Annotated in this window: 25 protein-coding genes; 22 read left to right on the plus strand and 3 right to left on the minus strand. The window is 45.3% G+C overall.

Annotation, left to right across the window (positions count from 1 at the left end; genetic code table 11):
- Positions 1-27: 27 nt before the first annotated feature.
- The 4 genes from AC1DOV_RS24535 (at position 28) to lipB (ending at position 4,203) form a co-directional block, all read left to right on the plus strand.
- Positions 28-1,062 carry a thiamine pyrophosphate-dependent dehydrogenase E1 component subunit alpha gene (locus tag AC1DOV_RS24535; protein WP_430057921.1) on the plus strand — a complete coding sequence of 345 codons (1,035 nt, stop codon included), beginning with the start codon at positions 28-30 and terminating at the stop codon, positions 1,060-1,062.
- A complete protein-coding gene (locus tag AC1DOV_RS24540) occupies positions 1,062-2,045 on the plus strand; it encodes an alpha-ketoacid dehydrogenase subunit beta (protein WP_076267031.1) in 984 nt (327 codons plus the stop codon). The genes AC1DOV_RS24535 and AC1DOV_RS24540 overlap by 1 nt, the downstream gene beginning before the upstream one ends.
- Positions 2,046-2,155: 110 nt before the next feature.
- Entirely contained in the window at positions 2,156-3,478 is a 1,323-nt protein-coding gene (locus tag AC1DOV_RS24545) for a dihydrolipoamide acetyltransferase family protein (RefSeq protein ID WP_477510523.1), read from the plus strand.
- Positions 3,479-3,495: 17 nt separating this feature from the next.
- Complete coding sequence (gene lipB, locus AC1DOV_RS24550; protein ID WP_339203337.1) at positions 3,496-4,203, plus strand: lipoyl(octanoyl) transferase LipB; 708 nt, start codon at positions 3,496-3,498, stop codon at positions 4,201-4,203.
- On the opposite strand, the gene prli42 is transcribed toward lipB, so the two are convergent.
- Positions 4,189-4,290: a stressosome-associated protein Prli42 gene (gene prli42 / locus AC1DOV_RS24555; protein WP_161807522.1), complete on the minus strand. Its 102-nt coding sequence runs from the start codon at positions 4,288-4,290 to the stop codon at positions 4,189-4,191. The genes lipB and prli42 overlap by 15 nt on opposite strands.
- 96 nt (positions 4,291-4,386) lie before the next feature.
- Between prli42 and AC1DOV_RS24560 the strand changes: the two genes are divergently transcribed.
- On the plus strand, positions 4,387-5,520 hold the full coding sequence (locus tag AC1DOV_RS24560) for a M20/M25/M40 family metallo-hydrolase (protein ID WP_477551291.1): 1,134 nt from the start codon (positions 4,387-4,389) through the stop codon (positions 5,518-5,520).
- A gap of 137 nt (positions 5,521-5,657) precedes the next feature.
- On the opposite strand, the gene mciZ is transcribed toward AC1DOV_RS24560, so the two are convergent.
- A complete protein-coding gene (gene mciZ / locus AC1DOV_RS24565; protein WP_339203333.1) occupies positions 5,658-5,822 on the minus strand; it encodes a Z-ring formation inhibitor MciZ in 165 nt (54 codons plus the stop codon).
- A gap of 90 nt (positions 5,823-5,912) precedes the next feature.
- Between mciZ and AC1DOV_RS24570 the strand changes: the two genes are divergently transcribed.
- From AC1DOV_RS24570 to fur, 3 genes are all read left to right on the plus strand, one after another.
- Positions 5,913-6,482, plus strand: a complete 570-nt coding sequence (locus AC1DOV_RS24570; RefSeq protein WP_430058061.1) for an NUDIX hydrolase — start codon at positions 5,913-5,915, stop codon at positions 6,480-6,482.
- 1,730 nt (positions 6,483-8,212) lie between these two features.
- Positions 8,213-8,833 carry a stage II sporulation protein M gene (gene spoIIM / locus AC1DOV_RS24575; RefSeq protein ID WP_477551292.1) on the plus strand — a complete coding sequence of 207 codons (621 nt, stop codon included), beginning with the start codon at positions 8,213-8,215 and terminating at the stop codon, positions 8,831-8,833.
- Between the two features lie 92 nt (positions 8,834-8,925).
- Entirely contained in the window at positions 8,926-9,399 is a 474-nt protein-coding gene (gene fur, locus AC1DOV_RS24580) for a ferric iron uptake transcriptional regulator (protein ID WP_339203330.1), read from the plus strand.
- Positions 9,400-9,449: 50 nt separating this feature from the next.
- On the opposite strand, the gene AC1DOV_RS24585 is transcribed toward fur, so the two are convergent.
- On the minus strand, positions 9,450-10,301 hold the full coding sequence (locus AC1DOV_RS24585; protein ID WP_477551293.1) for a S8 family peptidase: 852 nt from the start codon (positions 10,299-10,301) through the stop codon (positions 9,450-9,452).
- A 556-nt stretch (positions 10,302-10,857) separates the two neighbouring features.
- Here AC1DOV_RS24585 and ald point away from each other — a divergent pair.
- The 14 genes from ald (at position 10,858) to AC1DOV_RS24655 (ending at position 23,466) form a co-directional block, all read left to right on the plus strand.
- Entirely contained in the window at positions 10,858-12,003 is a 1,146-nt protein-coding gene (ald, locus tag AC1DOV_RS24590; RefSeq protein ID WP_477551294.1) for an alanine dehydrogenase, read from the plus strand.
- A gap of 80 nt (positions 12,004-12,083) precedes the next feature.
- Positions 12,084-12,317, plus strand: coding sequence for a DUF4227 family protein (locus tag AC1DOV_RS24595; protein WP_054024318.1), 234 nt, complete (start codon positions 12,084-12,086; stop codon positions 12,315-12,317).
- A 114-nt stretch (positions 12,318-12,431) separates the two neighbouring features.
- The gene (gene xerD, locus AC1DOV_RS24600) at positions 12,432-13,322 is read left to right on the plus strand and encodes a site-specific tyrosine recombinase XerD (RefSeq protein WP_477551321.1); all 891 of its coding nucleotides are present in this window, start codon (positions 12,432-12,434) and stop codon (positions 13,320-13,322) included.
- 49 nt (positions 13,323-13,371) lie between these two features.
- A complete protein-coding gene (gene deoB / locus AC1DOV_RS24605) occupies positions 13,372-14,565 on the plus strand; it encodes a phosphopentomutase (RefSeq protein WP_477551295.1) in 1,194 nt (397 codons plus the stop codon).
- Positions 14,566-14,622: 57 nt separating this feature from the next.
- A complete protein-coding gene (locus tag AC1DOV_RS24610) occupies positions 14,623-15,462 on the plus strand; it encodes a purine-nucleoside phosphorylase (protein WP_076271395.1) in 840 nt (279 codons plus the stop codon).
- A gap of 109 nt (positions 15,463-15,571) precedes the next feature.
- Positions 15,572-15,730, plus strand: coding sequence for an aspartyl-phosphate phosphatase Spo0E family protein (locus AC1DOV_RS24615; RefSeq protein ID WP_083682665.1), 159 nt, complete (start codon positions 15,572-15,574; stop codon positions 15,728-15,730).
- A gap of 36 nt (positions 15,731-15,766) precedes the next feature.
- Positions 15,767-17,098: a pyrimidine-nucleoside phosphorylase gene (locus tag AC1DOV_RS24620; protein WP_441883335.1), complete on the plus strand. Its 1,332-nt coding sequence runs from the start codon at positions 15,767-15,769 to the stop codon at positions 17,096-17,098.
- Positions 17,099-17,496: 398 nt separating this feature from the next.
- Positions 17,497-18,690, plus strand: coding sequence for a D-alanyl-D-alanine carboxypeptidase family protein (locus AC1DOV_RS24625; RefSeq protein WP_441883519.1), 1,194 nt, complete (start codon positions 17,497-17,499; stop codon positions 18,688-18,690).
- A gap of 345 nt (positions 18,691-19,035) precedes the next feature.
- Positions 19,036-19,389: an anti-sigma F factor antagonist gene (spoIIAA, locus tag AC1DOV_RS24630; protein WP_076271393.1), complete on the plus strand. Its 354-nt coding sequence runs from the start codon at positions 19,036-19,038 to the stop codon at positions 19,387-19,389.
- The gene (spoIIAB, locus tag AC1DOV_RS24635; RefSeq protein ID WP_076271392.1) at positions 19,386-19,832 is read left to right on the plus strand and encodes an anti-sigma F factor; all 447 of its coding nucleotides are present in this window, start codon (positions 19,386-19,388) and stop codon (positions 19,830-19,832) included. The genes spoIIAA and spoIIAB overlap by 4 nt, the downstream gene beginning before the upstream one ends.
- A gap of 19 nt (positions 19,833-19,851) precedes the next feature.
- Positions 19,852-20,607: an RNA polymerase sporulation sigma factor SigF gene (gene sigF, locus AC1DOV_RS24640; RefSeq protein ID WP_054024324.1), complete on the plus strand. Its 756-nt coding sequence runs from the start codon at positions 19,852-19,854 to the stop codon at positions 20,605-20,607.
- A gap of 115 nt (positions 20,608-20,722) precedes the next feature.
- A complete protein-coding gene (locus tag AC1DOV_RS24645; protein WP_441883338.1) occupies positions 20,723-21,373 on the plus strand; it encodes a stage V sporulation protein AA in 651 nt (216 codons plus the stop codon).
- Positions 21,366-21,794 (plus strand): stage V sporulation protein AB, encoded by a 429-nt coding sequence (locus AC1DOV_RS24650; RefSeq protein WP_076271390.1) that lies wholly within the window; start codon positions 21,366-21,368, stop codon positions 21,792-21,794. Before AC1DOV_RS24645 ends, AC1DOV_RS24650 begins: the two co-directional genes overlap by 8 nt.
- A gap of 25 nt (positions 21,795-21,819) precedes the next feature.
- Positions 21,820-23,466: a spore germination protein gene (locus tag AC1DOV_RS24655; protein ID WP_441883340.1), complete on the plus strand. Its 1,647-nt coding sequence runs from the start codon at positions 21,820-21,822 to the stop codon at positions 23,464-23,466.
- The last annotated feature ends 110 nt before the right edge of the window (positions 23,467-23,576 follow it).

The following is a 23,576-nucleotide window of genomic DNA, read 5'->3' on the forward strand; positions in this document are numbered from 1 at the left end:
AATAGCGCGCAAAAGGAGGAACACCTTATGACCCAATCTGCTTCTACTGGGCAAAATGTTCGTCATTTGGAATTAGGGCTTAGCGATGAGCAAGCAATTGATATGTACGCAACGATGGTGACTGCTCGCAAGTTTGATGAGCGTATGCTGCTGCTGCAGCGTGCAGGGAAAATCAATTTTCACGTATCAGGTGTAGGACAAGAGGTAGCACAAGTTGCTGCGGCGTATGCACTTAATCGAGAAACAGATTATTTTTTACCTTATTATCGGGACTATGGCTTCGTGCTCTCTGTTGGTATGACACTGCGTGATTTGTTGCTGTCGGTTTTCGCCAAAGCGGAAGATCCAAATAGCGGCGGACGTCAGATGCCTGGCCACTTTGGCTCGAAGAAACTGCGAATCGTCACGGGCTCAAGTCCAGTAACAACGCAGGTTCCTCATGCAGTAGGCATAGCGCTCGCGGCAAAAATGAAAAACAAGCCTCTTGTTAGCTTTGTTACATTTGGTGAAGGTTCGAGCAATCAAGGCGATTTCCATGAGGGCTGCAACTTTGCTGGAGTACATAAGCTGCCTGTTATTTTCATGTGCGAAAATAACCAATATGCAATCTCAGTTCCTATTCACAAGCAATTAGCAGGTACGGTTGCCGATCGTGCACTTGGTTATGGCTTCCCTGGATATCAGGTTGACGGTAACGATGCACTTGAGATGTACCGTGTTGTGAAGGAGGCGCGTGAGCGCGCAATTGCAGGCGAGGGTCCAACATTGATTGAAGCAATGATGTACCGTATTTCACCACACTCTACTTCAGATAACGATCTCGCTTATCGTACGAAGGAAGAAGTTGATTCCAACCGTGCGAAAGATGGCATCCCAAAATATAAGCAATATCTGATTGATTGCGAGATATGGTCCGAGGAGCTTGAAACAGAGCTTCAAGCCAAAATTCGCAAGATGCTTGACGAGGCTACTGAATATGGCGATAAAGCGCCGTTCCCGACGCCGGAATCTACATTGCTGCACGTTTATGCGGATGATGCTGATCAAGGAGGTACGGAATAATGGCAGTTATTGAATATATTGATGCAATTCGCCAAGGGATGAAGGAAGAAATGGAACGAGACGAAGATGTCTTCGTTCTGGGTGAGGATGTTGGTCTCAAAGGCGGCGTCTTTACAACGACCAAAGGATTGCTGGAGCAATTTGGCGAGGATCGTGTACTTGATACTCCGCTTGCAGAGTCAGCCATTGCAGGTGTTGCAATCGGTGCAGCGATGTATGGCATGAAGCCCATTGCTGAAATGCAGTATTCAGATTTTATGTTTCCGGCTACCAATCAAATTATTAGCGAAGCAGCCAAAATCCGTTATCGCTCGAACAATGATTGGACTTGCCCACTCGTAATTCGTGCTCCTATTGGCGGAGGTGTTTTTGGAGGATTGTACCATTCACAATGTACGGAGTCGGTATTTTTCGGTACACCTGGTCTGAAAATTGTTGCTCCATACCGTGCATACGATGCGAAGGGGCTTCTAAAAGCAGCTGTGCGTGATCCGGACCCTGTATTGTTTTTTGAGAATAAAAAATGCTACAAGCTCATTATGGATGAAGTTCCAGAAGAGGACTATATTGTTCCTATTGGCAAAGCGAATGTTCTTCGCGAAGGCGATGACATTACAGTTATCGGTTATAGTTTGCCTCTTCATTTTGTGGAGCAGGCGGCAGCAGATCTAGCGACTGAGGGCATTAGCGCTCATATTCTCGATCTACGGACGCTTCAGCCTCTGGACAAAGAAGGCATTCTTGAAGCGGTGAGAAAAACAGGCAAGGTGCTTATTATCCATGAGGACAATAAGACTGGCGGCGTAGGTGCAGAAGTTTCAGCGATCATCGCAGAAGAGCTGCTTTATGAGCTTGATGCTCCGATTATGAGACTATGTGGACCAGACGTGCCAGCGATGCCTATCAACCCGCCGGGCGAGAAATTTTTTATGCTCAACAAAGATAAAGTTAAAGAAGCAATGCGACAGCTAGCGCTTTATTAAAATATAAGAAGTCTAAAGTACTAAGCTTATATGTCACCGCGAAACGTATGCTGCGCCGCCGAAGGACGGCGGTAGCCGTTTACGCCTCGGCCAGTAGGGAGATGTGAATTATGAAAACTATGACGGAAATCGTCGTGCCTCAACTAGCAGAATCACTTGTATCAGCTACCATCGATAAATGGCTGAAGCAGCCTGGCGATTGGGTTGATGTTTACGAGCCTGTCTGCGAGATTATTACAGATAAAGTGAATGCTGAACTGCCTTCCACTGTAGCCGGCAAGCTTGTTCGTATCCTTGTTGGCAAGGGGGAGACCGTTCCAGTCGGCACTCCAATCTGCATAATTGAAACAGAAGGTTCTGCTGAGGATGCCGGAATCGGGGCTGCGGAATCCCAGACGGCTGCACCAAAAGAGGCAACTGCCACACAAGTAAGTGAAATAGATTTGCAAGACGCTCCAATGCGCAATCGTTTCTCACCGGCTGTACAGCAGCTGGCAGCTGAACACTCTATTCGTCTTACTGATGTTCCAGGAACCGGTTTAGGCGGACGTATCACACGTAAAGACGTTCTTGCTTATGTAGCAGCTGGTGGCAATCAAGCCTCTAGCGGGAATGCTGCTGTGCCTGCAGCCCGAACTGTAGATGCTGCTGCGCAGGTTCGTTCTTCTGGTCTGCATTTGACGGAAACGCCAAGGTTCCCAAAAATCGAAGTGGAAGGAGCATCGGGAGCTGGTCGTGGTGATAGCTTCATTGATGTAACGCCAATTCGGAATACGATTGCTCGCAACATGAGACAAAGCGTAAGTGAAATACCGCATGCATGGACTATGATTGAAGTAGATGTAACGAATCTTGTTCTTCTGCGCAATAAGCTTAAGGATGATTTCATGAAGCGCGAAGGCATTAATTTAACGTATTTGGCATTCCTGCTCAAAGCTGTCGTTAATGCAATCAAAGATGTGCCAATCATGAATTCCATGTGGGCTGTTGATAAAATCATTGTGAAGCGGGATATCAACATCGCACTGGCGGTTGGTACAGAGGATTCTGTCCTTACACCTGTTATCAAGAATGCTGATCACAAAAACGTAGCCGGTCTTGCGAAAGAAATTGAAGAGCTTGCTCGTAAAACGAGAGAAGGTAAACTGACGCTGTCTGATATGCAGGGCGGAACGTTTACTGTTAACAATACAGGTTCCTTCGGTTCCATTTTGTCATATCCGATTATTAACTATCCGCAGGCTGCCATTCTAACGTTTGAATCCATTGTGAAGCGTCCCGTTGTCATAAATGATATGATCGCTGTTCGTTCAATGGCTAACTTATGTTTGTCACTTGATCATCGGATTTTGGACGGCGTTATTTGTGGTCGTTTCTTACAGCGTGTGAAGGATAATCTAGAGAGTTTTAATCTAGAAAGCAAATTGTATTAGAAAAGGGGAGCACGATCATGGCTGAAGCGGATAACGCAAAAAGCTTGAGACGGCTGGATGCCCAATATATTGGCATGCTCGATTACGCGGAAGCGTGGGAGCTGCAAAAAACATATATAAAGCAAATTGATAAGGAGGAGCGCAATCAGTCGCTGCTCCTTCTTCAGCATCCGCCTACGTATACGATGGGTTCTGACAAACATCCTGAGCACCTTCTGCTTGATGAGGCAGAGCTTAAGGAACGTGGTATCGCTTTTTATCAAATCGACCGTGGCGGGGATATTACTTATCATGGCCCTGGCCAGCTGGTCGGCTATCCACTTCTTTATCTAGATGCAGTAGGTCTTAATTTGCATGCCTATTTGCGGAGCCTTGAGCAAGTCATTATTAATTGGCTGAGCGAGTATGGTATAGAAGCGGGCAGAAAGCCGGAATATACAGGAGTATGGGTCGGTGATTTGAAAATAGCGGCCATAGGCGTGAAATTTAATAAAGCCCGCCATCAGCGGGGCTTTATTACGAGTCATGGATTCGCTCTCAATATTAAATCTGGCATTGCCGAAGAAGGATTTAGCGGGATTATTCCTTGCGGTATCCAGCAGTTCGGCGTAACATCCTTTAATGATTTAACAGGGCTTGATTTATCGGTTGAGGAAGCGGCGAACCAATTGCTCCCTCATTTTGTGAAAGAATTCAGATGTGAATTGGATCTAGTAAAGAAATAGTGATCCAAGACCAGCTAGCAAGGATGATAAAACTAATGCCGATACGAGAACGATGGCAACAATTCGAATCAATCGCTGTCTGCGCATATGAAAAACCCCTTTCTTGATTTGGAACGTCATAGCTTGCTATGAGCTTGTCATTTACTCTATTGTATACGAAAGTTATGGACGGAGGAAACGTTAATGATTACAAAAGATCGTTTAGTGAAGGAATTTATGGAATTGGTGAAGATAGATAGCGAAACAAAACACGAGCAGGAAATAAGCCGTGTGCTAAAGCAAAAGTTCGAAGCGCTTGGCTTGCAAATTAGCGAAGATGATGCAGCAGCTAAGACCGGGCATGGCGCAGGGAATCTATTTGCAATATGGGAAGCAGAGGGAGCATCAGCATCAGCACCAACGATTTTTTTTACATGCCATATGGACACAGTAACACCTGGTGTTGGCATCAAGCCGCAGCTTGACGCTGATGGTTATATAAGAAGTGATGGAACAACGATTCTGGGCGCTGACGATAAAGCAGGCATTTCTGCCATTTTTGAAGCAATCCGTGTCGTTAAGGAGCAGTCCATTCCGCATGGGCGTATTCAATTCGTCATTACGGTAGGAGAAGAATCAGGTCTACTTGGCGCACGCTCACTGGATGCATCGAAGCTGGAAGCTAAGTTTGGATACGCGCTTGATTCGAATGGTGCCGTTGGTGATATAGCAGTAGCAGCGCCGACACAAGCGAAAGTTACGATCAAAATGTATGGTCGTTCAGCACATGCTGGCGTTAATCCTGAGGATGGGATCAGTGCCATTCAAGTTGCTGCAAAAGCAATTGCAAGAATGCCGCTTGGACGTATAGATAAAGAAACAACGGCGAATATCGGCCGATTCGAAGGCGGCGGCGCTACAAATATTGTGTGTGATTTTGTGACGCTGTATGCTGAGGCGAGAAGCATTGTACAGCATAAGCTGGACAATCAGATTGTTGCGATGCGAAAAGCGGTTGAGAGTGCTGCAGAAGAGTTTGGTGCACGGGGAGAGCTTGAAAGTGAAATCATTTATCCTGCTTATCAATACGATGATGCAGATCCAGTAGTACAGCTCGCCAAAAAAGCAATCACAGCAATCGGCCGTACGCCGCGTACATTCCATTCTGGCGGGGGAAGCGATGCAAATATTTTTAATGGATTAGGCATTCCTACAGTCAATCTAGCTGTTGGCTATGAGCATATTCATACGACGAAAGAACAGATCAAGGTTGATGATTTGGTGAAAACGACTGAGCTTGTCGTTGAAATTATTAAACAAGCGTCTGAAGCACAATAGTTTTAGCGGAGGTCTTAAGAAGCAATAGCTTGCTTGGCCTTTCCGTAAAATGACAGAAAGCCCTTCGATCCTGCGGCTCAGTTTTGGCTGATCGCGGAAGGAGGGTTTTTGTCTAAGTGCATGCGTCCGTGACATGATTAATTCGTTTTTTCCAAAGGAACACGGCGTACGCTGATGACATTTGTATATTCGGACATGGGTGTTCTTGATAAGGATGAAGCAGAAAGCTTGCGGAGCTGATGTTTTATTTCCCAGCCTTTTCCTACTAAGCGCAAGTGATTGAGTGCAACATATTGTTTCATATTAATCTCCCCTGTCGATTTGATATAATGATAGTTATGCAGAGGCAGGACAAGTTATGCGAAAGTATCAAATTCAATTTAAAGGAGCGAATACGAGTGGAAGAGCAGCAAAGAGCTGAGTTGTGGCGTGAGGAAACGATTAAGACAGAGCCAATTTTTGAAGGTAAAATGATTACGCTGCAGGTTGATACCGTCACGCTTGCAGACGGCAGAACAGCAACTAGAGAAATCGTCAAACACCCGGGAGCAGCAGCAGTTATGGCGCTTTTGGATGGAAAGCTGCTTGTAGTGGAGCAATTTCGCAAGCCGCTGGAAAAATTCCAAATCGAGATTCCTGCTGGCAAGCTTGATCCAGGCGAAGACCCGATGACAGCAGCAGCTCGTGAGCTTGAAGAAGAGACGGGTTACCGCTCTGATGATTTGACTCTCCTAAGCGCTTTCTATACATCACCAGGGTTTGCAGATGAGAAGCTATATATTTATTTCACTGATAAAGTGGAGCAGGGCGTAATCAATCCTGACGACGATGAAGACTTGAAGGTCGAAGCCATCACTCTCGAGCAAGCTGAAGCCTATATCCAAGAAGGCCGTATTAGCGACGCCAAAACGATCCTAGCCGTCTACGCTTGGAAACTATACACTTTGACAGGTCGGTTCTAACCGACCCTGTCTTCCCACAACATACCCGTCATACCTCTCTCAAACCCCTCATATAATGAAAAGTAAGACAACCCCTTGGGTAATTTAGTGATTTTTTAAATTTATAGGAATGTAGAGTTGTGTAACTGTAGAGATGTACATTCGTGGAGCTGTAGAGAAGCAGAGATGCAGATCTTTAGAACAGTAGAGCTATGGAACTCTGGAAATCTGGAACGGTAGATCTGTAGAGCTATAGAGCAGTGAATCTCTGGAGTTCCGGGACGTTAGATTTGTGGATTGTAGATCTTTAAATCTTTAAATCTTTAAATTTGTACAATTGTAACTCTGTAAACTCTAGAACTGCAGAACTCTAGAACTGCAGAACTCTAGAACCGTAAACTGTATATTTCTAATTTTGGCTTATTGTTTTTTTGTATTTAATTGCTCTTATATTTTTTTTTGAGTGTTAGTTTTTTGGTTTGCGGTGGTTCTTTTACTTTTTGGGACGCACTTCTCGTATTTAGCCCTGCAAGGTTCATTGTGTATATCAAGGCTGCTTTTGCGTCGTTAAATGCGCTCTTAACGGACATGAAAGCCGTTATTTGTGAAGAAATCGACCAAAACCGACTACTAACGGACATGAGTTCCGTTATTTGGATGAAAAGGAGCATAATCGAAGCTTTCAAACCTAAATAAGAGATCCTATGTCCGTAAGATCAGAAAAAAGGTGGAAAATAGCTAAATAGGGTATCTAATGTCCGTTAGCATCTAGAGCTTCATTGATCGATCTCAATTTCTAGAAGCATAAATTTATATTGTTATAATCAGCGCAAATTATAAAAAAACACCCAAAATTGAAACTTGGTTTTCAATAATATTGAAATTCCTTTAAATTTTCTACTATATGGCTATATGTTTGTAACTAAACTAAATAACTAACTAATGAAACTGACAATCTCCAAGTGTGTCTAGTAAGGACGAAAGCGCTCCACCTTAAACCAAGTGTTCCATCACAGAGTATCGCCAACGTTTGTCGAGTTACTGGTGACCTGCGGGTGCAACCTGAAGCTCTTCCCTGGAAGGGTGTGTTTGTAAGGGTTCTAACTAAAATCTAAAAAAAAAGTATGCGACAAATCATTGCTACTAAACTTTTTAAAGGTTCTAAAGGTTACGAAGCAGCTCAAAACGAGAATTGAGCAGCATGCAATGCAATCACAAACTTCCAGCGTGTCCCGCAGGGACGAAAGCGCTCCACAGTAAGCCAAACATATATGCACAGATTATCTCCAACGTTAGTCAAATTGCGGGTGTCCAGAGGGTGCAACCCTTGGGGCCCTCCCTTGGAAGGGAGGGTATGGGTGGGTTCGAAAAGCTTTTAACTTAAAAAGTCGATGCAAAAAAGTCATTACTGCTATTCTTTAAAATGATTTTAAAGGATTTAATTGATGTTAGAAGGCTTTAAAAGTTTTGAAGTAGCTCAAAACGAGTATTGGGCAGCATGTAATGAAATCACAAACTTCCAGCGTGTCCCGCAGGGACGAAAGCGCTCCACAGTAAGCCAAGCATATCCACACAGAGTATCGCCAACGTTAGTCGAGTTGCGGGTGTCCAGAGGGTGCAACCCTTGGGGCCCTCCCTTGGAAGGGAGGGTTTGGGTGGGTTCGAAAAGCTTTTGAGTAAGTAGCGGTCTATCTAAAAGTAAGGCCCTATTTTTAGGGCGGGGTCAAACAACTCCGAAAGGTCCGGTGACCATGGCCAAAAATCAATTGTCGTTATACGTTTTTGTGTCGGTTCTTTTTATCGTAGGTGTCATTTTCGGCGCATTGATGGTCAATGCACTGACGCTGGAGCAGCAGCAGGATCTAGCTCAAGATGTAGATCAATATGTTCAGTTGATCAATCAGGGCATCGGTTCTGGAGCTGCGGATTCGTTTTGGGATCGGTTTTTTTTCCATAGCAAGTGGCTGCTTGTACTATGGCTGCTCGGAATTACGGTGATTGGCATACCGGGAGTGCTCGCGCTTAATTTCTTGAAAGGGGCATTAGTTGGGTTTTCGGTAGGGACGCTGATCAATCAATATGCATGGAAGGGAGTACTGTTTTCGCTGGTCTCCATCGCCCCTCAGAATATTATTGCAATACCGGCAATGGTTATCATGAGTGCTGCTGCAATATCCTTCTCCATGTTCGTTATCAAAAATAGGCTCCTCAGGCAAAAGGGGGAACTTGCGCCTGAGTTGGGCTCGTTTACATCAACAGCTGTGCTGATGCTATTTCTTTTTGCAGGAGCAGCTTTGTTAGAGGCTTATATTTCACCAACATTAATCAGTTGGGTTTCGCCCATTCTCGCGTCCGTTAGCGCCACAATCTGACACCAAAATGTTTGACTTTACGGCATGTTAGCCCCTATAATGAGAGGAAACCTTTCCTGAAAAAGGCGCAGTCATGTGGTAGGGGGGAAATCATGGAAGCCCGGATTGATAAGATTAAACAACAGTTGCAGTCGCAGGGCTACAAATTAACCCCGCAGCGCGAAGCAACGGTACGAGTTTTACTTGAAAATGAAGATGACCATCTTAGCGCTGAAGATGTATTTATGCTAGTTAAGGATAAAGCTCCAGAAATCGGACTTGCAACGGTTTATCGGACATTGGAATTGCTTAGTGAAATGCATGTTGTCGAAAAATTGAATTTTGGCGACGGGGTAGCGCGGTACGATCTTCGTACGGACAGCAATAAACATCACCACCATCACCTCATATGTGTACAATGTGGAACTATGGATGAAATCAAGGAAGACTGGCTTTTGCCTTTAGAAGAGAGGCTAGAGCAGGAATACGGATTTTTTGTGCTCGATCATCGCCTTGATTTTCAAGGCATTTGTCATCGATGCAAAGAGAAAAACGACCTTGCAAACCCAAATGAGAATCAATCATAAACGGCTTGGCTGCCCAGCATAACTGGACGGCAAGCCGTTTTGGCATTCTATTAAGCTTTAAAAATATGATCAAGCTGCATTAATCCAGCACCTTGTGCAAGCGAACTATAATTGTTCAGCTTCAGCGCTTTTTTTTGCAGCCTTGTTTTTACCGCGTAGGGACTAAGTCCAGGTTTTCCTGCAAGCAGCAAGGCTGCTCCGCCTGCAACATGAGGTGAAGCCATACTAGTGCCGGAGAGCTTTTCGTATTTACCGCCAAGCCATGTGGATAATATATTTTCGCCGGGGGCTGAAACGGAGATCCCGCTGCCTCTGCTGCTGAAAGTAGCTATTTTATTTGCTTTTGTCGTAGCCGCTACCGCTATCGTCTCTTTAAAAGATGCCGGTTCATCAATTGCTCCGTTTGAACGACCTTCATTGCCGGCTGATGCAACGATGACGATGCCTTGCTTCGCTGCTCGTTTTATTGCGTTGTGCAGCGTATCGCTGCTTTCTGAGCCGAGCACGCCAAAGCTCATATTTATGACATTCATGCGGTTTTTGACACACCAATGGATACCCTCAATAATATCCGAAACAAATCCTTCTCCGTCCTCATTCAGCGCTTTAACTGCATATAAATTCACCTCAGGAGCGGTACCCAATGATTTGCCTGCTCTACCCGTTGCTGCGACGATGCCTGCCACATGGGTGCCATGACCATTATCGTCAGCGTAAGAACCGCCGTTGATTGTGTTAATCCCGCCAGCGATATTCAATTCGGGATGATTGGCGATTCCTGTGTCGAGGATAGCGACATTAATGGATTTTCCCCGTGTTCTAGCCCATGCTTCGGGTGCTTTTACTCGAATAACATTCCATGGCAAAATTGCGGGTATTGTAGCTGGCGTGAGCAGGGGCATTGCATATCTGTGTTTCCTAGTATTATTATTGCGAAGGCCGTGAGCGCGGATTTTGAAATCTTTTTCGACAAGCTTAACTTGTGGAAGATTCAAGAGTGACTGTAAAGACGAGTTTTTATGAAAATGACAACCAATGATTCGGCTTTTTGAGACGGTTTTGAACGGGGTAATTCCGAGTTGTTTGAGATGCCGAAGACAGCGTTTATAGGATTTAGCTGATTGGAGTGTTATTAGCTTCCGATTGGTGTTTTGTGACGATTTACAAGAAATACAGGTTTTAAATATACCTTTTAATTTTGACAATGGACCTAGAACCCCCTAATCAAGCAATTCCTTTTTCAGTCTATGGGATAGGACGTATTTCGGTATGGGTACTTGTCACTTTGACACATATTTTTCGAAATATAACAAAGTATAGAAATGAAGCTTATGTTCTACATATATTTTGCTGTGAAGTTCACGGAAAGGACGATCATTCCATGCCGAACTCTCATACAACATAGAAAGCGGTTATTTAAGCATCAACAATCACAAAGCTTTAGAGGAGGAAATGGGCATGATTGTAGGCGTACCAAAAGAAATTAAACAAAGCGAGTACCGTGTTGCCTTAACTCCGGCTGGCGTTACGATGTTGTCAGGAGCTGGGCATAAAGTGCTTGTAGAAACAGGAGCGGGCAGCGGCAGTGGTTTTGAAGACAGCGATTACGAGCATGAAGGTGCTGAGATCGTTGGGACCGCAGCAGAGGTATGGACGCGTGCGGAAATGATTATGAAGGTGAAAGAGCCTCTTTTTGAGGAGTTCGGTTATTTTCGCGAAGGCTTGTTGCTGTTTACGTACTTGCATTTGGCCGCAGCCCCTGACTTAACGAAAGCGCTCGTGGACAGTGGAGTGACTGGTATCGCTTATGAGACGATACAACTTGCAAACGGCAGCCTGCCGCTGCTTACACCGATGAGTGAAGTGGCAGGCAGAATGTCAGTGCAGGTAGGTGCGCAGTTTTTAGAAGCGTTTAACGGTGGAAGAGGGGTGCTGCTCGGCGGGGTTCCAGGCGTTCCACCAGCAGAGGTCGTCATTATTGGTGGCGGAATCGTAGGGACGAATGCGGCGAAAATTGCGCTGGGGATGGGTGCAAATGTAGTTATTTTGGAGAAAAGTGCCGATCGTATGAGATATTTGGATGATATTTTTGGCGGAAGAATTCATACGCTGATGTCGAGTCCGTATCATATTGCAGAAGCTGTTGCAAAAGCAGATTTGCTTATAGGGGCAGTTCTTATTCCAGGTGCACGCGCACCACATTTGGTAACAGAACCGATGGTACAAAGTATGAAAAAAGGTGCAGTAATCGTCGATGTAGCAGTCGACCAAGGCGGATCGATTGCAACGGTAGACCGGCCGACAACGCATAAAGATCCAATTTATATGAAGCATGGGGTCGTTCATTATGCCGTTGCTAATATACCAGGCGCAGTGCCGCGGACGTCGACTATCGCTTTAACGAACGTAACGAGCTCCTATGCGCTTGATTTGGCGAATAATGGCATGAACGCTGTTCAAAAAAGCTTGCCGCTGCAAAAAGGCGTGAATACTCATGCAGGTAAAGTAACGTATAAGCCGGTTGCTACAGCGACCAATCAGCCTTATGTGCCAATAGAGAATTTGTTGAATAACGTTCCTTACGAGCAATTGAAGGATGATTGACATAATAGAACCTGCCTCCTCATATGGTGATACGGATGGACAAGTGACAACGTATCGGCTAATGAAGGAGGCTGGTTTACATGGTTTTCTCGATACGGAGATGGACGAGCCGTATTTTCTTTATTTTTGTTTTTGTAGTTTTGCTTTTTGTCGTCACAGGGGGCTATCGCTGGCTTGCCGACGCGATTTCACCCATCCATCCTTATCGTGAGCCTAAAGGGCATGCCATGAAGGTTTTTGTGACGGACCCTAATTCACCAGACAGTAAAGATGCTGCCGATCGGCTTCGCTGGTTTTATTGGTATGGAGAGTAAAGGATTGTTAAGGTTGTGCAGATAAACGATCTCAAGCAGGATTAATAGAGTCGAATGTTGAATATTTTTGTAGAAAAGCATGTTAGAATGGTGTCTTATGTGAAAGGAAGTCCAATGAAGGCTCATTTAAATCGCTACATTCAACATTTGCAGGTAGAACGAGGTTTGTCAGCAAATACGCTTTCTTCATATGAGCGGGATTTGAATCAATTTATAGCTTATATTGACCAGCAAGGCTTGACAGAGCTTACTGCTGTGAAGCGGCATCACATGTCGAGGTATATGCTCCACTTGAAGGAACAGGGTAGGAAAGCCGCTACGTTATCCAGGCACATCGTGTCAGTACGAGCATTTTTTCATTTTCTTCTCGCAGAGGACGTTATTCAAAGCAATCCGTCTATCTATATGGAGGCCCCAAAGCAGGAGAAGAAGCCGCCAAGCATATTAAGCGTTTCTGTGACGAATAAGCTGCTTGAGACGCCGAATTGCTCAAGTGCAGCCGGCAAACGTGACAAAGCCATGCTGGAGCTCATTTATGCAACAGGAATAAGAGTGTCGGAGCTTGTCTCGCTTAATATTGAGCATGTTAATATGCAGCTAGAATTTATTCAATGTATGGGTACAGGCCAAAAGGAACGACTTGTTCCTTTCGGGAAATTAGCTTCGGAGGCAATTGTAGACTATTTGCAATATGGCCGTGATGAATTGCTGACAGAAAGAGCGTCTGAATCGGCGTTGTTTCTAAATCATTTAGGAACACGTTTGACAAGACAAGGATTTTGGAAGACGATAAAGAAGTACGCGAAGGAAGCTGGGATTGAAGAAGAGATTACGCCACATACGCTTAGACATTCCGTAGCAGCACATTTACTCGATAACGGAGCGGATATTCGTTCTGTTCAGGAATTGCTTGGACATGCGGATATATCATCTACGCTCAAGTATACTAAAGTGTCCAATGAGCGAATGAAAGAAGTTTATTCTCGAGCTCATCCGCGTGCTTAACAAAGGTCGACATCGATAAATCCCAATTACAGAGGAGGTAGTCATACATATGAGATTTGATCGAATAACAGTAATCGTATTGGATAGCGTTGGAATAGGTGAACTGCCAGATGCTGAGGCATTCGGTGATCTTGGCTCACATACGCTAGGCCATATCATAGAAAAAGCACCGTCAACGCAGCTTCCGAATCTTAGAAGATGGGGGCTTGATCGAATAGCGAGCATCCATGATTGGAGTCCATCTGCAGAAGCTCCCGCAGCATATTATGGTAAAATGGCTGAGGTGTCCGTGGGCAAGGATACGATGACTGGTCACTGGGAGCTTATGGGGCTAGAAATGACAGTGCCATTTCAAACGTTTCCGGACGGTTTTCCTCCTGAGCTGCTTACTCCTTTCGAGGAGCGAACAGGCCGTAAAGTCATTGGAAACAAACCAGCAAGCGGTACAGACATACTCGATGAGCTGGGTGCCGAGCAAATGGAAACTGGCGCATGGATTGTATATACATCAGCTGATAGTGTATTTCAAATTGCTGCGCATGAAGACATCATTCCGCTCGAGGAGCTCTACCGCGCTTGTGAAATAGCAAGAGAGCTGACAATGGACGAGCGCTTCACAGTAGGGCGCGTCATCGCAAGACCTTATATTGGCGAGCCAGGCGCTTTTAAACGAACGCCTAATCGTCATGATTACGCGGTGAAGCCTCCACAGCCAACAGTATTGAATGCGTTGAAGGACGCTGGTTTCGATTCCATTGCAATTGGGAAAATCAATGATATTTTTGACGGAGAAGGCATTACAGCTTCTACTCCGACCAAAAGCAATGCGGACGGCATCGACAAAACGATCGAACAACTGAAGCAGCCTTTTAAAGGCCTTCTGTTCACGAACCTTGTAGATTTCGACTCGCTTTATGGCCATCGCCGCGATCCAATTGGCTACGCCTCCGCTTTGGAAGAGTTCGACGTAGCAATTCCTTTGCTTGAGAAACAGCTTGGCGAGCGAGACTTGCTTATCGTGACAGCGGACCATGGCAATGACCCCGTACATCCAGGTACAGACCATACTCGTGAATACGTACCAATATTGCTCGTGAGTCCTGCTTTTAACGAGCCAGGGCCTCTCCAAGTACGTTCTACGTTCTCTGATCTTGGAGCAACAATAGCCGATAATTTTGGTGTTGCAGCACCACCTAACGGAACCAGCTTCCTGTCTGAGCTTATTACACGGGAACAAAAATAATTTTTTTTACAATTGGGTACAAATCGTTTTATGAACATACTTTTAGGAGGAAATAGAATGACAACAATTACTTCGGCAGGACTAACAGCAGCAAACATTAAGGAAGCAGCACAATATATCGAGGCTCAAACAGAGCAAAGACCGGAAATTGGTTTGATTATGGGTTCGGGACTTGGCGTGCTTGGAGACTATTTGGAAAATGCGATTACGATTCAATATCATGATATTCCTCATTTCCCAATTTCCACTGTTGAAGGACATGCGGGCGAGCTGCTCATTGGTACACTTTCGGGCAGAACGGTATTGCTGATGCGCGGTCGTTTTCATATGTATGAAGGTTATGGTCCGGAACTAACGGCATTTCCTGTACGTGTCATGAAGGCGCTAGGTGTGAAGACATTGCTTGTTACCAATGCAGCTGGTGGAGTCAATATGGATTATGAAGCAGGCAACCTAATGTTGATTTCAGACCATTTGAATATGACTGGCAAAAATCCGTTAATCGGACCAAATGACAACGAGCTTGGCGTAAGGTTCCCAGATATGTCGGAGGCATACAGCAAGCGTCTGCGTGCTGTTGCAAGAGATATTGCAAAAGAGCAAGGCTTTACACTTCGTGAAGGTGTGTATGCAGGTTTGCTTGGACCAACTTATGAGACACCAGCAGAAATTCGAATGCTGCGGGTTCTTGGAGCTGATGCTGTCGGAATGTCGACTGTTGCCGAAGTCATTGCAGCGCGTCATTCAGAGATTGAGGTCATCGGAATATCGTGTATTAGCAATATGGCAGCGGGTATTTTGGATCAACCGCTGTCGCATGGAGAAGTTATGGAAACGACTGAACGTGTCAAGTCCCAATTTTTGGGTCTAGTTAATGCATTGATTGCGAAAATGTAACAAATTCGTAACACAATTGTAATATATTCGTCGACTCAATATGACAGTGTTTTTTTTACGTTTCGTCGTATAATGTCCATGATCAAAGAAAGATGGAGTGGACAATGACATGGACAAGCAAGTTCTCACGCAGATGGAGCAGTTGCGTAAAAAAATGATAGAAGCAGCTCTATTGAATGAAAGCCTTCAGCACTTGGACGTGCTTGTACTAAGCCAGACTTTAGATGAGATTATTGTCCAGGTGCAGAGGGAGCGACGCGCTTTATAACGGATCAACAACGTAATGGTGAATGGAGAGGGACAAATGCGGTCGGTAGATCTTATACAGAAGAAAAGAGATGGCGGCGAGCTGACCGCTTCGGAGTTAACTTTTTTAATTGATGGTTATTCTCGTGGCGATATCCCGGATTATCAGCTGTCAGCATGGGCGATGGCTGTTTTTTTTCAAGGGATGACGCCTAGAGAAACAGCAGCTTTAACGCTTGCAATGGCTAATTCAGGCGATCAGGTCGATCTTGGTCCTATTAGCGGAATTAAAGTCGATAAACATAGCACAGGAGGCGTGGGGGATAAAACAACTTTGATCCTTGCGCCATTAGTCGCATCCGTAGGCATTCCTGTTGCCAAAATGTCCGGTCGAGGCTTAGGCCACACTGGCGGCACGATTGATAAGCTGGAATCCATTGAAGGCTTTCGTACGGAGCTCTCACGCGAGAAATTTATGACACAGGTGAACGATATTGGTTTATCCGTCATAGGGCAGAGCGGAAATCTTGCGCCAGCGGATAAGAAGCTATATGCCCTTCGTGATGTTACCGCTACAGTAGAGTCCATTCCACTTATCGCAAGCTCAGTAATGAGCAAAAAAATTGCTGCAGGCGCTAATGCCATCGTGCTTGATGTCAAAACAGGCAGTGGAGCATTTATGAAAACGCTAGAGCATTCTGAGCAATTAGCGCAAGCGATGGTAGATATCGGAACAGAAGTCGGACGGAATACGGCAGCTGTTATAAGTGATATGGATCAGCCGCTTGGCTTTGCGATCGGAAATGCTTTAGAAGTACAAGAATCAATTGAAACGCTCAAAGGAAATGGCCCTGAGGATCTTACAGAGCTTTGTTTAACGCTTGGGGCACATATGGTTATTTTAGGCGGGAAATCCGATTCTGTGGAGTCTGCGAAGCAGCTGCTACGTGATCAGATCGCAAGCGGAGCAGCTTTAGATAAGTTCAAAGCATTTATTACTGCACAGGGTGGGGACGCTTCAATTGTTGATGATCCAACGAAGCTTCCGCAAGCTCCTTTCATTGTAGAAGTGAAAGCTTCGGACTCTGGTTTTGTCAACGCGATTGAAGCCGAACAGCTGGGGATAGCCGCTATGCTGCTTGGTGCAGGAAGGGCGACATACGACGCTTCAATTGATTACGCCGTTGGAGTCACGCTTCGCAAGAAGTTTGGAGATCCTGTAAATGCTGGTGATACGCTTGCCCTGCTTCATGTCCGTGAATCAAATGAATCCACACTTGCAGTTGCTGAGCGAGTAAAGCAAGCATATACGATATCTTCGGAGAAGCCGCTGTCTCGTCCATTGCTATTATCCGTAATAACAGCAGAAGGCATTACTAGGTATAATTAAATATTTTATTATGAAATCCGCTCCGCAATTTGGGGGCGGTTTTTTTTGCGTTTCAATTAACTCTAGCTGATGGAATAATTTCCAACTTAAGAGTCAACACTAAAAAGAGAAATATAAGCGAATTGCGCAGCTTAGAACACTTACGAAGTAAGTTTTGCTTCTCAAAACTAAGCAATTGCTTACGAAGCAAGTTTTGCTTCTCAAAACTAAGCGAATGCTTACGAAGTGAGTTTTGCTTCTCAAAACTAAGCGAATGCTTACGAAGCGAGTTTTGCTTCACAAAACTAAGCAAATGCTTACGAAGCGAGTTTTGCTTCTCAAAACTAAGCAAATGCTTACGAAGCGAGTTTTGCTTCACAAAACTTGAACAGGAGGAGATTTAGTTGGTAAATCGTACTATGAAGCTCTGTATAATCATTCTTGCATTCGCGCTTGTGCTGCCGACAGCCGCTTTTGCTGCTGTGGAGCCAACACCAGCTCCCGGTCCGACCCCTGCGCCGCAAAGTCAGGCCTCTAACGCTAATTTAGCACCTTCAGCTCGTTCTGCCATCCTTATGGATGCGGATAGCGGGACGGTTATTTACGAAAAAAATAGCCATGATAAGCTACCGCCTGCAAGTATCACCAAAATAATGACGCTGCTGCTTATTATGGAGGCACTTGATGACGGCAAGATTAAACTTACAGACAAGGTACAAACGAGCGAATACGCAGCTTCTATGGGCGGCTCTCAAATCTTTCTTGAGCCGGGAGAAGAAATGACCGTAGACGATATGATTAAGGGCATAGCGCTCGCATCAGGCAATGATGCATCCGTCGCTATGGCTGAGAAGCTTGCGGGTACAGAGCAGCAATTCGTAACGATGATGAATGAACGGGCCCAGCAGCTTGGCATGAACGATACACAGTTTTCTAACCCAAACGGCCTGCCTGTAGCCAATCATTTCTCATCGGCGCATGATATTGCGGTGATGTCGCGGGAGTTGTTAAAGCATTCGGAAGTAACCAAATATACAGGGCTTTATCAGGATTACTTAAGGAAGACGTCCGCGAAGCCTTTCTGGCTCGTAAATACGAATAAGCTAGTACGTTTTTATAGTGGCGCTGATGGTTTGAAGACTGGCTTCACAAGTGAAGCCAAATATTGCCTCTCGGCTACAGCTAGGCGTGATGACATGCGGGTCATTGCTGTTGTAATGGGAGAGCCGGATACGAAAACCAGAAATGCTGAAGTTTCGCAAATGTTCGATTACACGTTCGCGCAGTATATGAATCACTCGATTATTAAAGAAGGCGAATCGATGGGGACGCTGAAAATCGAGAAGGGCACTGCCGCAGAACTTCCGCTTGTCGCTAAGCATGCGTACAGCGTTCTGCTTAAAAAGGGCAGTCCAACTAAAGATATCCGTTATGAGCTGAAAATTGCGGGTCCGCTCAAGGCGCCAGTTCAAATCGGTCAACCGATTGGAAAGCTTGTTGTCTATCAAGGCGATCAAGTGCTCAAAGAATTTGATGTGGATGCTCCCTTGTCTATTGAACGGGCAGGCTGGTGGAAATTGTTGAAGCGTTCCTTCTCTGGTCTATTTTCGTAACAAACACATAAACTTTATGTCTGAAAGCGACTCGTTTTTTGTCAGCTGTTAGCGGTATGCTTCTAGTTTTGTCGGCATGCAGGAATCGTGAAGCATTTTGGAGAATTGCTAGTTCTATCTCGGCAAGTGTAAACGGCTGAACCTGACTCACCGCAGATCAGTCCACGTTTCACGGTGAAAGGTTAGGAGAGGTATAGGTATGACCTATTCTTTCTTAATAGATAAGCAAGTATATCGTTTTCTTATACTTGCCTTATGGTTCACCGTCAAAGCTGTCTTAGCGTCCGAAAGACGCCAAAGACGTTTGCTTGTGTTTGAAAAAACCTAGAGGAGATGAACAGCATAATGAGTCTGCAAGCAGAATTGGAGCAATACCGCAATGTGCTGATCGTAAGGCTTCGGGGCGAGTTGGATCATCATACTGCCGATGTCGTACGCTTTAAGATGGAAGAGGCTCTACTTCGCGGTAACAGCGAGCATGTCATTCTTAGCTTGAAGGAGCTGCAGTTCATGGACAGCTCCGGTCTAGGCGTCATATTGGGCCGATACAAGCAGGTGAAGAGCAAGGGTGGAAAAATGGTCGTCTGCGATGTGAATCCGAATGTTCATCGCCTATTCGAAATGTCGGGTCTGTTCAAAATTCTGACGATTCATGAAAACGAACGTACCGCAATTTCTAGTTTGGAGGTGGTGTCATGAACGGTTCCAATGAAATGACGCTTTCCTTCAGCGCCCGATCGGAAAACGAAGCCTTTGCACGAATCGCGGTAGCGGCATTTGTGTCACAGCTGGATCCGACGCTCGAGGAGCTGAATGATTTGAAAACGGCTGTGTCCGAGGCTGTAACGAATGCGATTATACATGGCTACGAGAACGATCCTACTTGTCAGGTCAAAATAGAGGCAAGAATTGAAGGAGATTCGGTTTCCTTAACGGTTTCGGATAACGGTCGCGGAATTGAAGATTTGGAGCTTGCTCGTCAACCGCTTTATACGTCGAAGCCTGAGCTTGAGCGCTCTGGAATGGGCTTCACGATTATGGAAAACTTTATGGATCGTTTTGAGGTTTCAAGTCAGGTAGACGGCGGCACACGCGTAGCAATGCTTAAACGAATTGAATCGAAAAAAGCGCTCTACAATTAGCGTATAGGGGTTGAACCTCATGGATGTCAATCTAAAGCAGACGGCCCAGCCATACTTGGATGACGCGGAAGTGAAGCGGCTTATTGCGTTAAGTCAGTCCGGCGATACGCTTGCAAGAGATACACTCGTACAGTGTAATATTCGGCTAGTTTGGTCAGTCGTGCAGCGGTTCATCAATCGTGGTTATGAGCCCGATGATTTGTTCCAAATCGGCTGCATAGGATTGCTTAAATCAGTAGACAAATTTGATTTGTCTTATGATGTTAAGTTTTCAACTTATGCAGTTCCCATGATCATTGGGGAAATTCAGCGATTTTTACGCGATGATGGTACGTTGAAAGTTAGCAGATCCCTTAAGGAAACCGCCAATAAGGTGCGCAAAATGAAGGATGAGCTTTCCAAAACGTTAGGTCGATTGCCCACCATTAGCGAGGTTGCGGAGCGGCTGGGCATTACCCCAGAGGATGTTGTATTCGCTCAAGAAGCGAATAAGCCGCCAACTTCGATACACGAAACTGTGTTTGAAAATGACGGGGACCCTATCACGCTGATGGATCAAATAGCCGATGAATCTCAGGATCGGTGGTTTGACAAGCTTGCGCTTGTGGAAGCCATCGAAGGTCTAAGCGAGCGTGAACGATTGATTGTATATTTGCGGTATTACCGTGACAAAACGCAATCCGAAGTAGCGAGCAGGCTTGGTATATCACAAGTACAGGTATCACGGCTTGAGAAAAAAATATTGCAGTCCATCCGAGACCAAATCGCCCTTTAAGGCGGTTTGGTTTTTTTCTATTTTTTACCTCAATTTGCATGAGTATCCGAATCGTCCTTTTATCATACTAAAAGGGAAACATACACCAACGTATCAGCAGAAGGGAAGTTGACAAATGGCAAAACCAAACCATTCGGTCCTCTATCTGCGTCTGAAAAAACGGATATACATGAAACCGAATCAACGCGTTTCCTTAGGCCAAGCAGCGAGGCTGCTCGCAAAGGATGACTTGCTTGAGAACCGCTTGAAGGGGCTTGTTCTTTACGAGCACAAGAAGGCGGATGGCAATCGCGTCGTTATAGACTTGCTTCAAATCGTCAAAGCGATAAGAGAGCTTGAGCCGGATTTAACTGTAGAAGCCTACGGTGACCCTCAAGTGCTCGTTATGGTGGCGGAGAAGCCAGTAAAACCGCGTATTGCAGTGCTTATTTTTTCGTGGCTGCTGCTGTTCTTTGGAGCGGGCCTTGCGATTATGAATTTTCATACGGATGTCAGTATGAAGGAGGTTCATATCCGAATTGTCGAGCTGATAACTGGGAAGCGCACGGAGCATCCGCTATGGTTTCAAATCCCTTATTCTCTGGGCATTGGACTTGGGATGGTATTGTTTTTCAACCATTTATTCCGTAAACGATTCAATGAGGAGCCTAACCCGCTTGAGGTTGAGCTCTATATGTATCAAGAAAATGTAAATGCCTATGTCATCGCCGACGAAATGCGTAAAAAATCGGATTACGATCAAACGCAGGGGGACAAGCATGATTAGTGCTGCTGCTAATATTTTTATTGCTCTGCTAGGCTTGGCAGGGGGTCTTGCTGTAGGCAGTGGGTTGGTAGCATTGCTAATTGTCCTTGATCTCATTCCGCGGCTCGCTCAAGTTGCTAATGCTTACCGGATGTCAGTGTGGTTTGAGACCGCCGTCATATCCGGTTCGCTGTACTGGACCTTTGCTGATTTTATGAGCTGGAAACTTTCGCTGCCTTCGGGTCTATTTTTAAGTGCGACAGGACTGATTGATGGCATGTTTGTGGGGATGCTCGCAGCAGCCTTGACTGAGGTAATGAATGTGCTCCCGATTTTGGCCAAAAGAATGAATTTATCTGCTTATATGGTCAGTCTCGTCATGGCAATGGTTCTAGGCAAAACGTTGGGCTCATTATTCGATTGGTTAGTATTTCAATGGTGATACAGTAAGGATGGGGTGAGCTAACATGAATGACAATGAAAATTTTCATGACAACGATAATGAACAAAATGGAAGACCTCCGTTTCTAGAAGTCAATGAGGATCAACAGAAAGAGGAATCGGGAGTTGCTCGAAACAAAACATCATTCGGTAGTGGAAATAAAAAAAACAATGTCAGCACAGCTGTTTCCAATAAGAACGGCAATAAGGACATAACTCCGATTCCGAGCGATTTGGATGAAGTTCTGATGAGATTGGAAAATGAGATTGGTTATAAAGTAAGCTTCGACGTTGTTGTGAGAGAGATGACGTTTGGCGAAAAGCGCACAGCAATGTTGTCGTTGAACGGTTTGGTTAAGGATACGCTGCTGTCAGATGTGCTCAAGCGATTAACGTATCTCCAACCCGAGGATTTATCTGCGGATGCCTTTCATTCTTTCCTTGATTTATATGTTCCTGCGGCGCAGGTCATAAAGGAAGACGATTGGAATAACATGCTGACGTGCGTGTTATCCGGTGTAACCGCATTGTTTATTGATGGTGAATCCAGTGTTCTCATGATTGATGCGAAGGCTTTCCCCGCAAGAGGACCAGAGGAGCCTTCGCTTGAGAAGGTTGTACGCGGCAGCAGAGATGGCTTCGTAGAAACGTTGATGGTCAACATTTCACTTGTTCGCAGACGGCTGCGTGATCCCCAGCTTCGATATGAAATTGTGCGGGTGGGCGATCGGACACAAACGGACGTTTGTATTGCTTATATCGACGATATTGTGGACAAGGAGCTGCTTAAGTCCGTCAAAGACAAAATCGCTATGGTTAAAATAGACGGCTTGCCGCTTGCGGACAAGCAACTGGAGGAGTCCACTGTAAAAAGGGGCTGGAATCCCTTCCCACTTGTTCGATATTCAGAGAGACCCGATACGGTAGCAGCACATCTGCTGGAGGGTGCTGTAGCTGTATTCGTTGATACTTCGCCAAGTGTTATGACGCTGCCGACTACTTATACCGATCTAATGCAGCATGCAGAGGAAAATCGACAAACACCATTTATTGGCACCTATCTGCGATGGGTGAGATTTATAGGTATTTTGGCATCGTTGTTCATGCTGCCGTTATGGCTGCTGTTCGTCATGCATCCGGAAATGAAGCCTGTTGCTCTTGAGTTTATTGGTCCGAGTAAGACCGGCAAACTGCCATTAGTCGTACAATTTCTGTTAGCTGAGATAGGCGTGGATTTGCTGCGTATGGCTTCTGTTCATACGCCAACATCTCTCGCAACGGCTATGTCGTTAGTTGCTGCGATTCTCATTGGTGATATTGCAGTTAAGACCGGCGTCTTTGTAAATGAAGTTATTTTGTATATGGCGATTTCAGCGATTGGGATGTTCGCAACACCAAGTTATGAGCTTGGACTTGCGAATCGAATCGTAAGGCTCGTGTTAATCATATCGGTGGCCGCCTTCAGTGTGCCGGGTTTCGTCATTGCGACGACGGCAATTTTGTTGATGCTGATCAAAGAGCGCTCATTCAACCGTCCGTATATGTGGCCGATTATACCGTTTGATATGCACGCCCTTTGGAGCATTATCATCCGTCAGCCAGTCCTGTACAACCGGCAGCGCCCAAATATTTTGCGGCCTCAGCAGAGCGATAAGATGCCAAATACAGAGTAGATTCATAAAATGCAAATGAAATGTGGATTTATCCATTTCGTAGTCCGGGTAGATTGCGTTATACTAAACCTATTAATGCAAATTCTATCCGTTCTATCTGCATGCAGATA

The sequence above is a fragment of the Paenibacillus sp. 01T47 genome, from assembly GCF_056398245.1.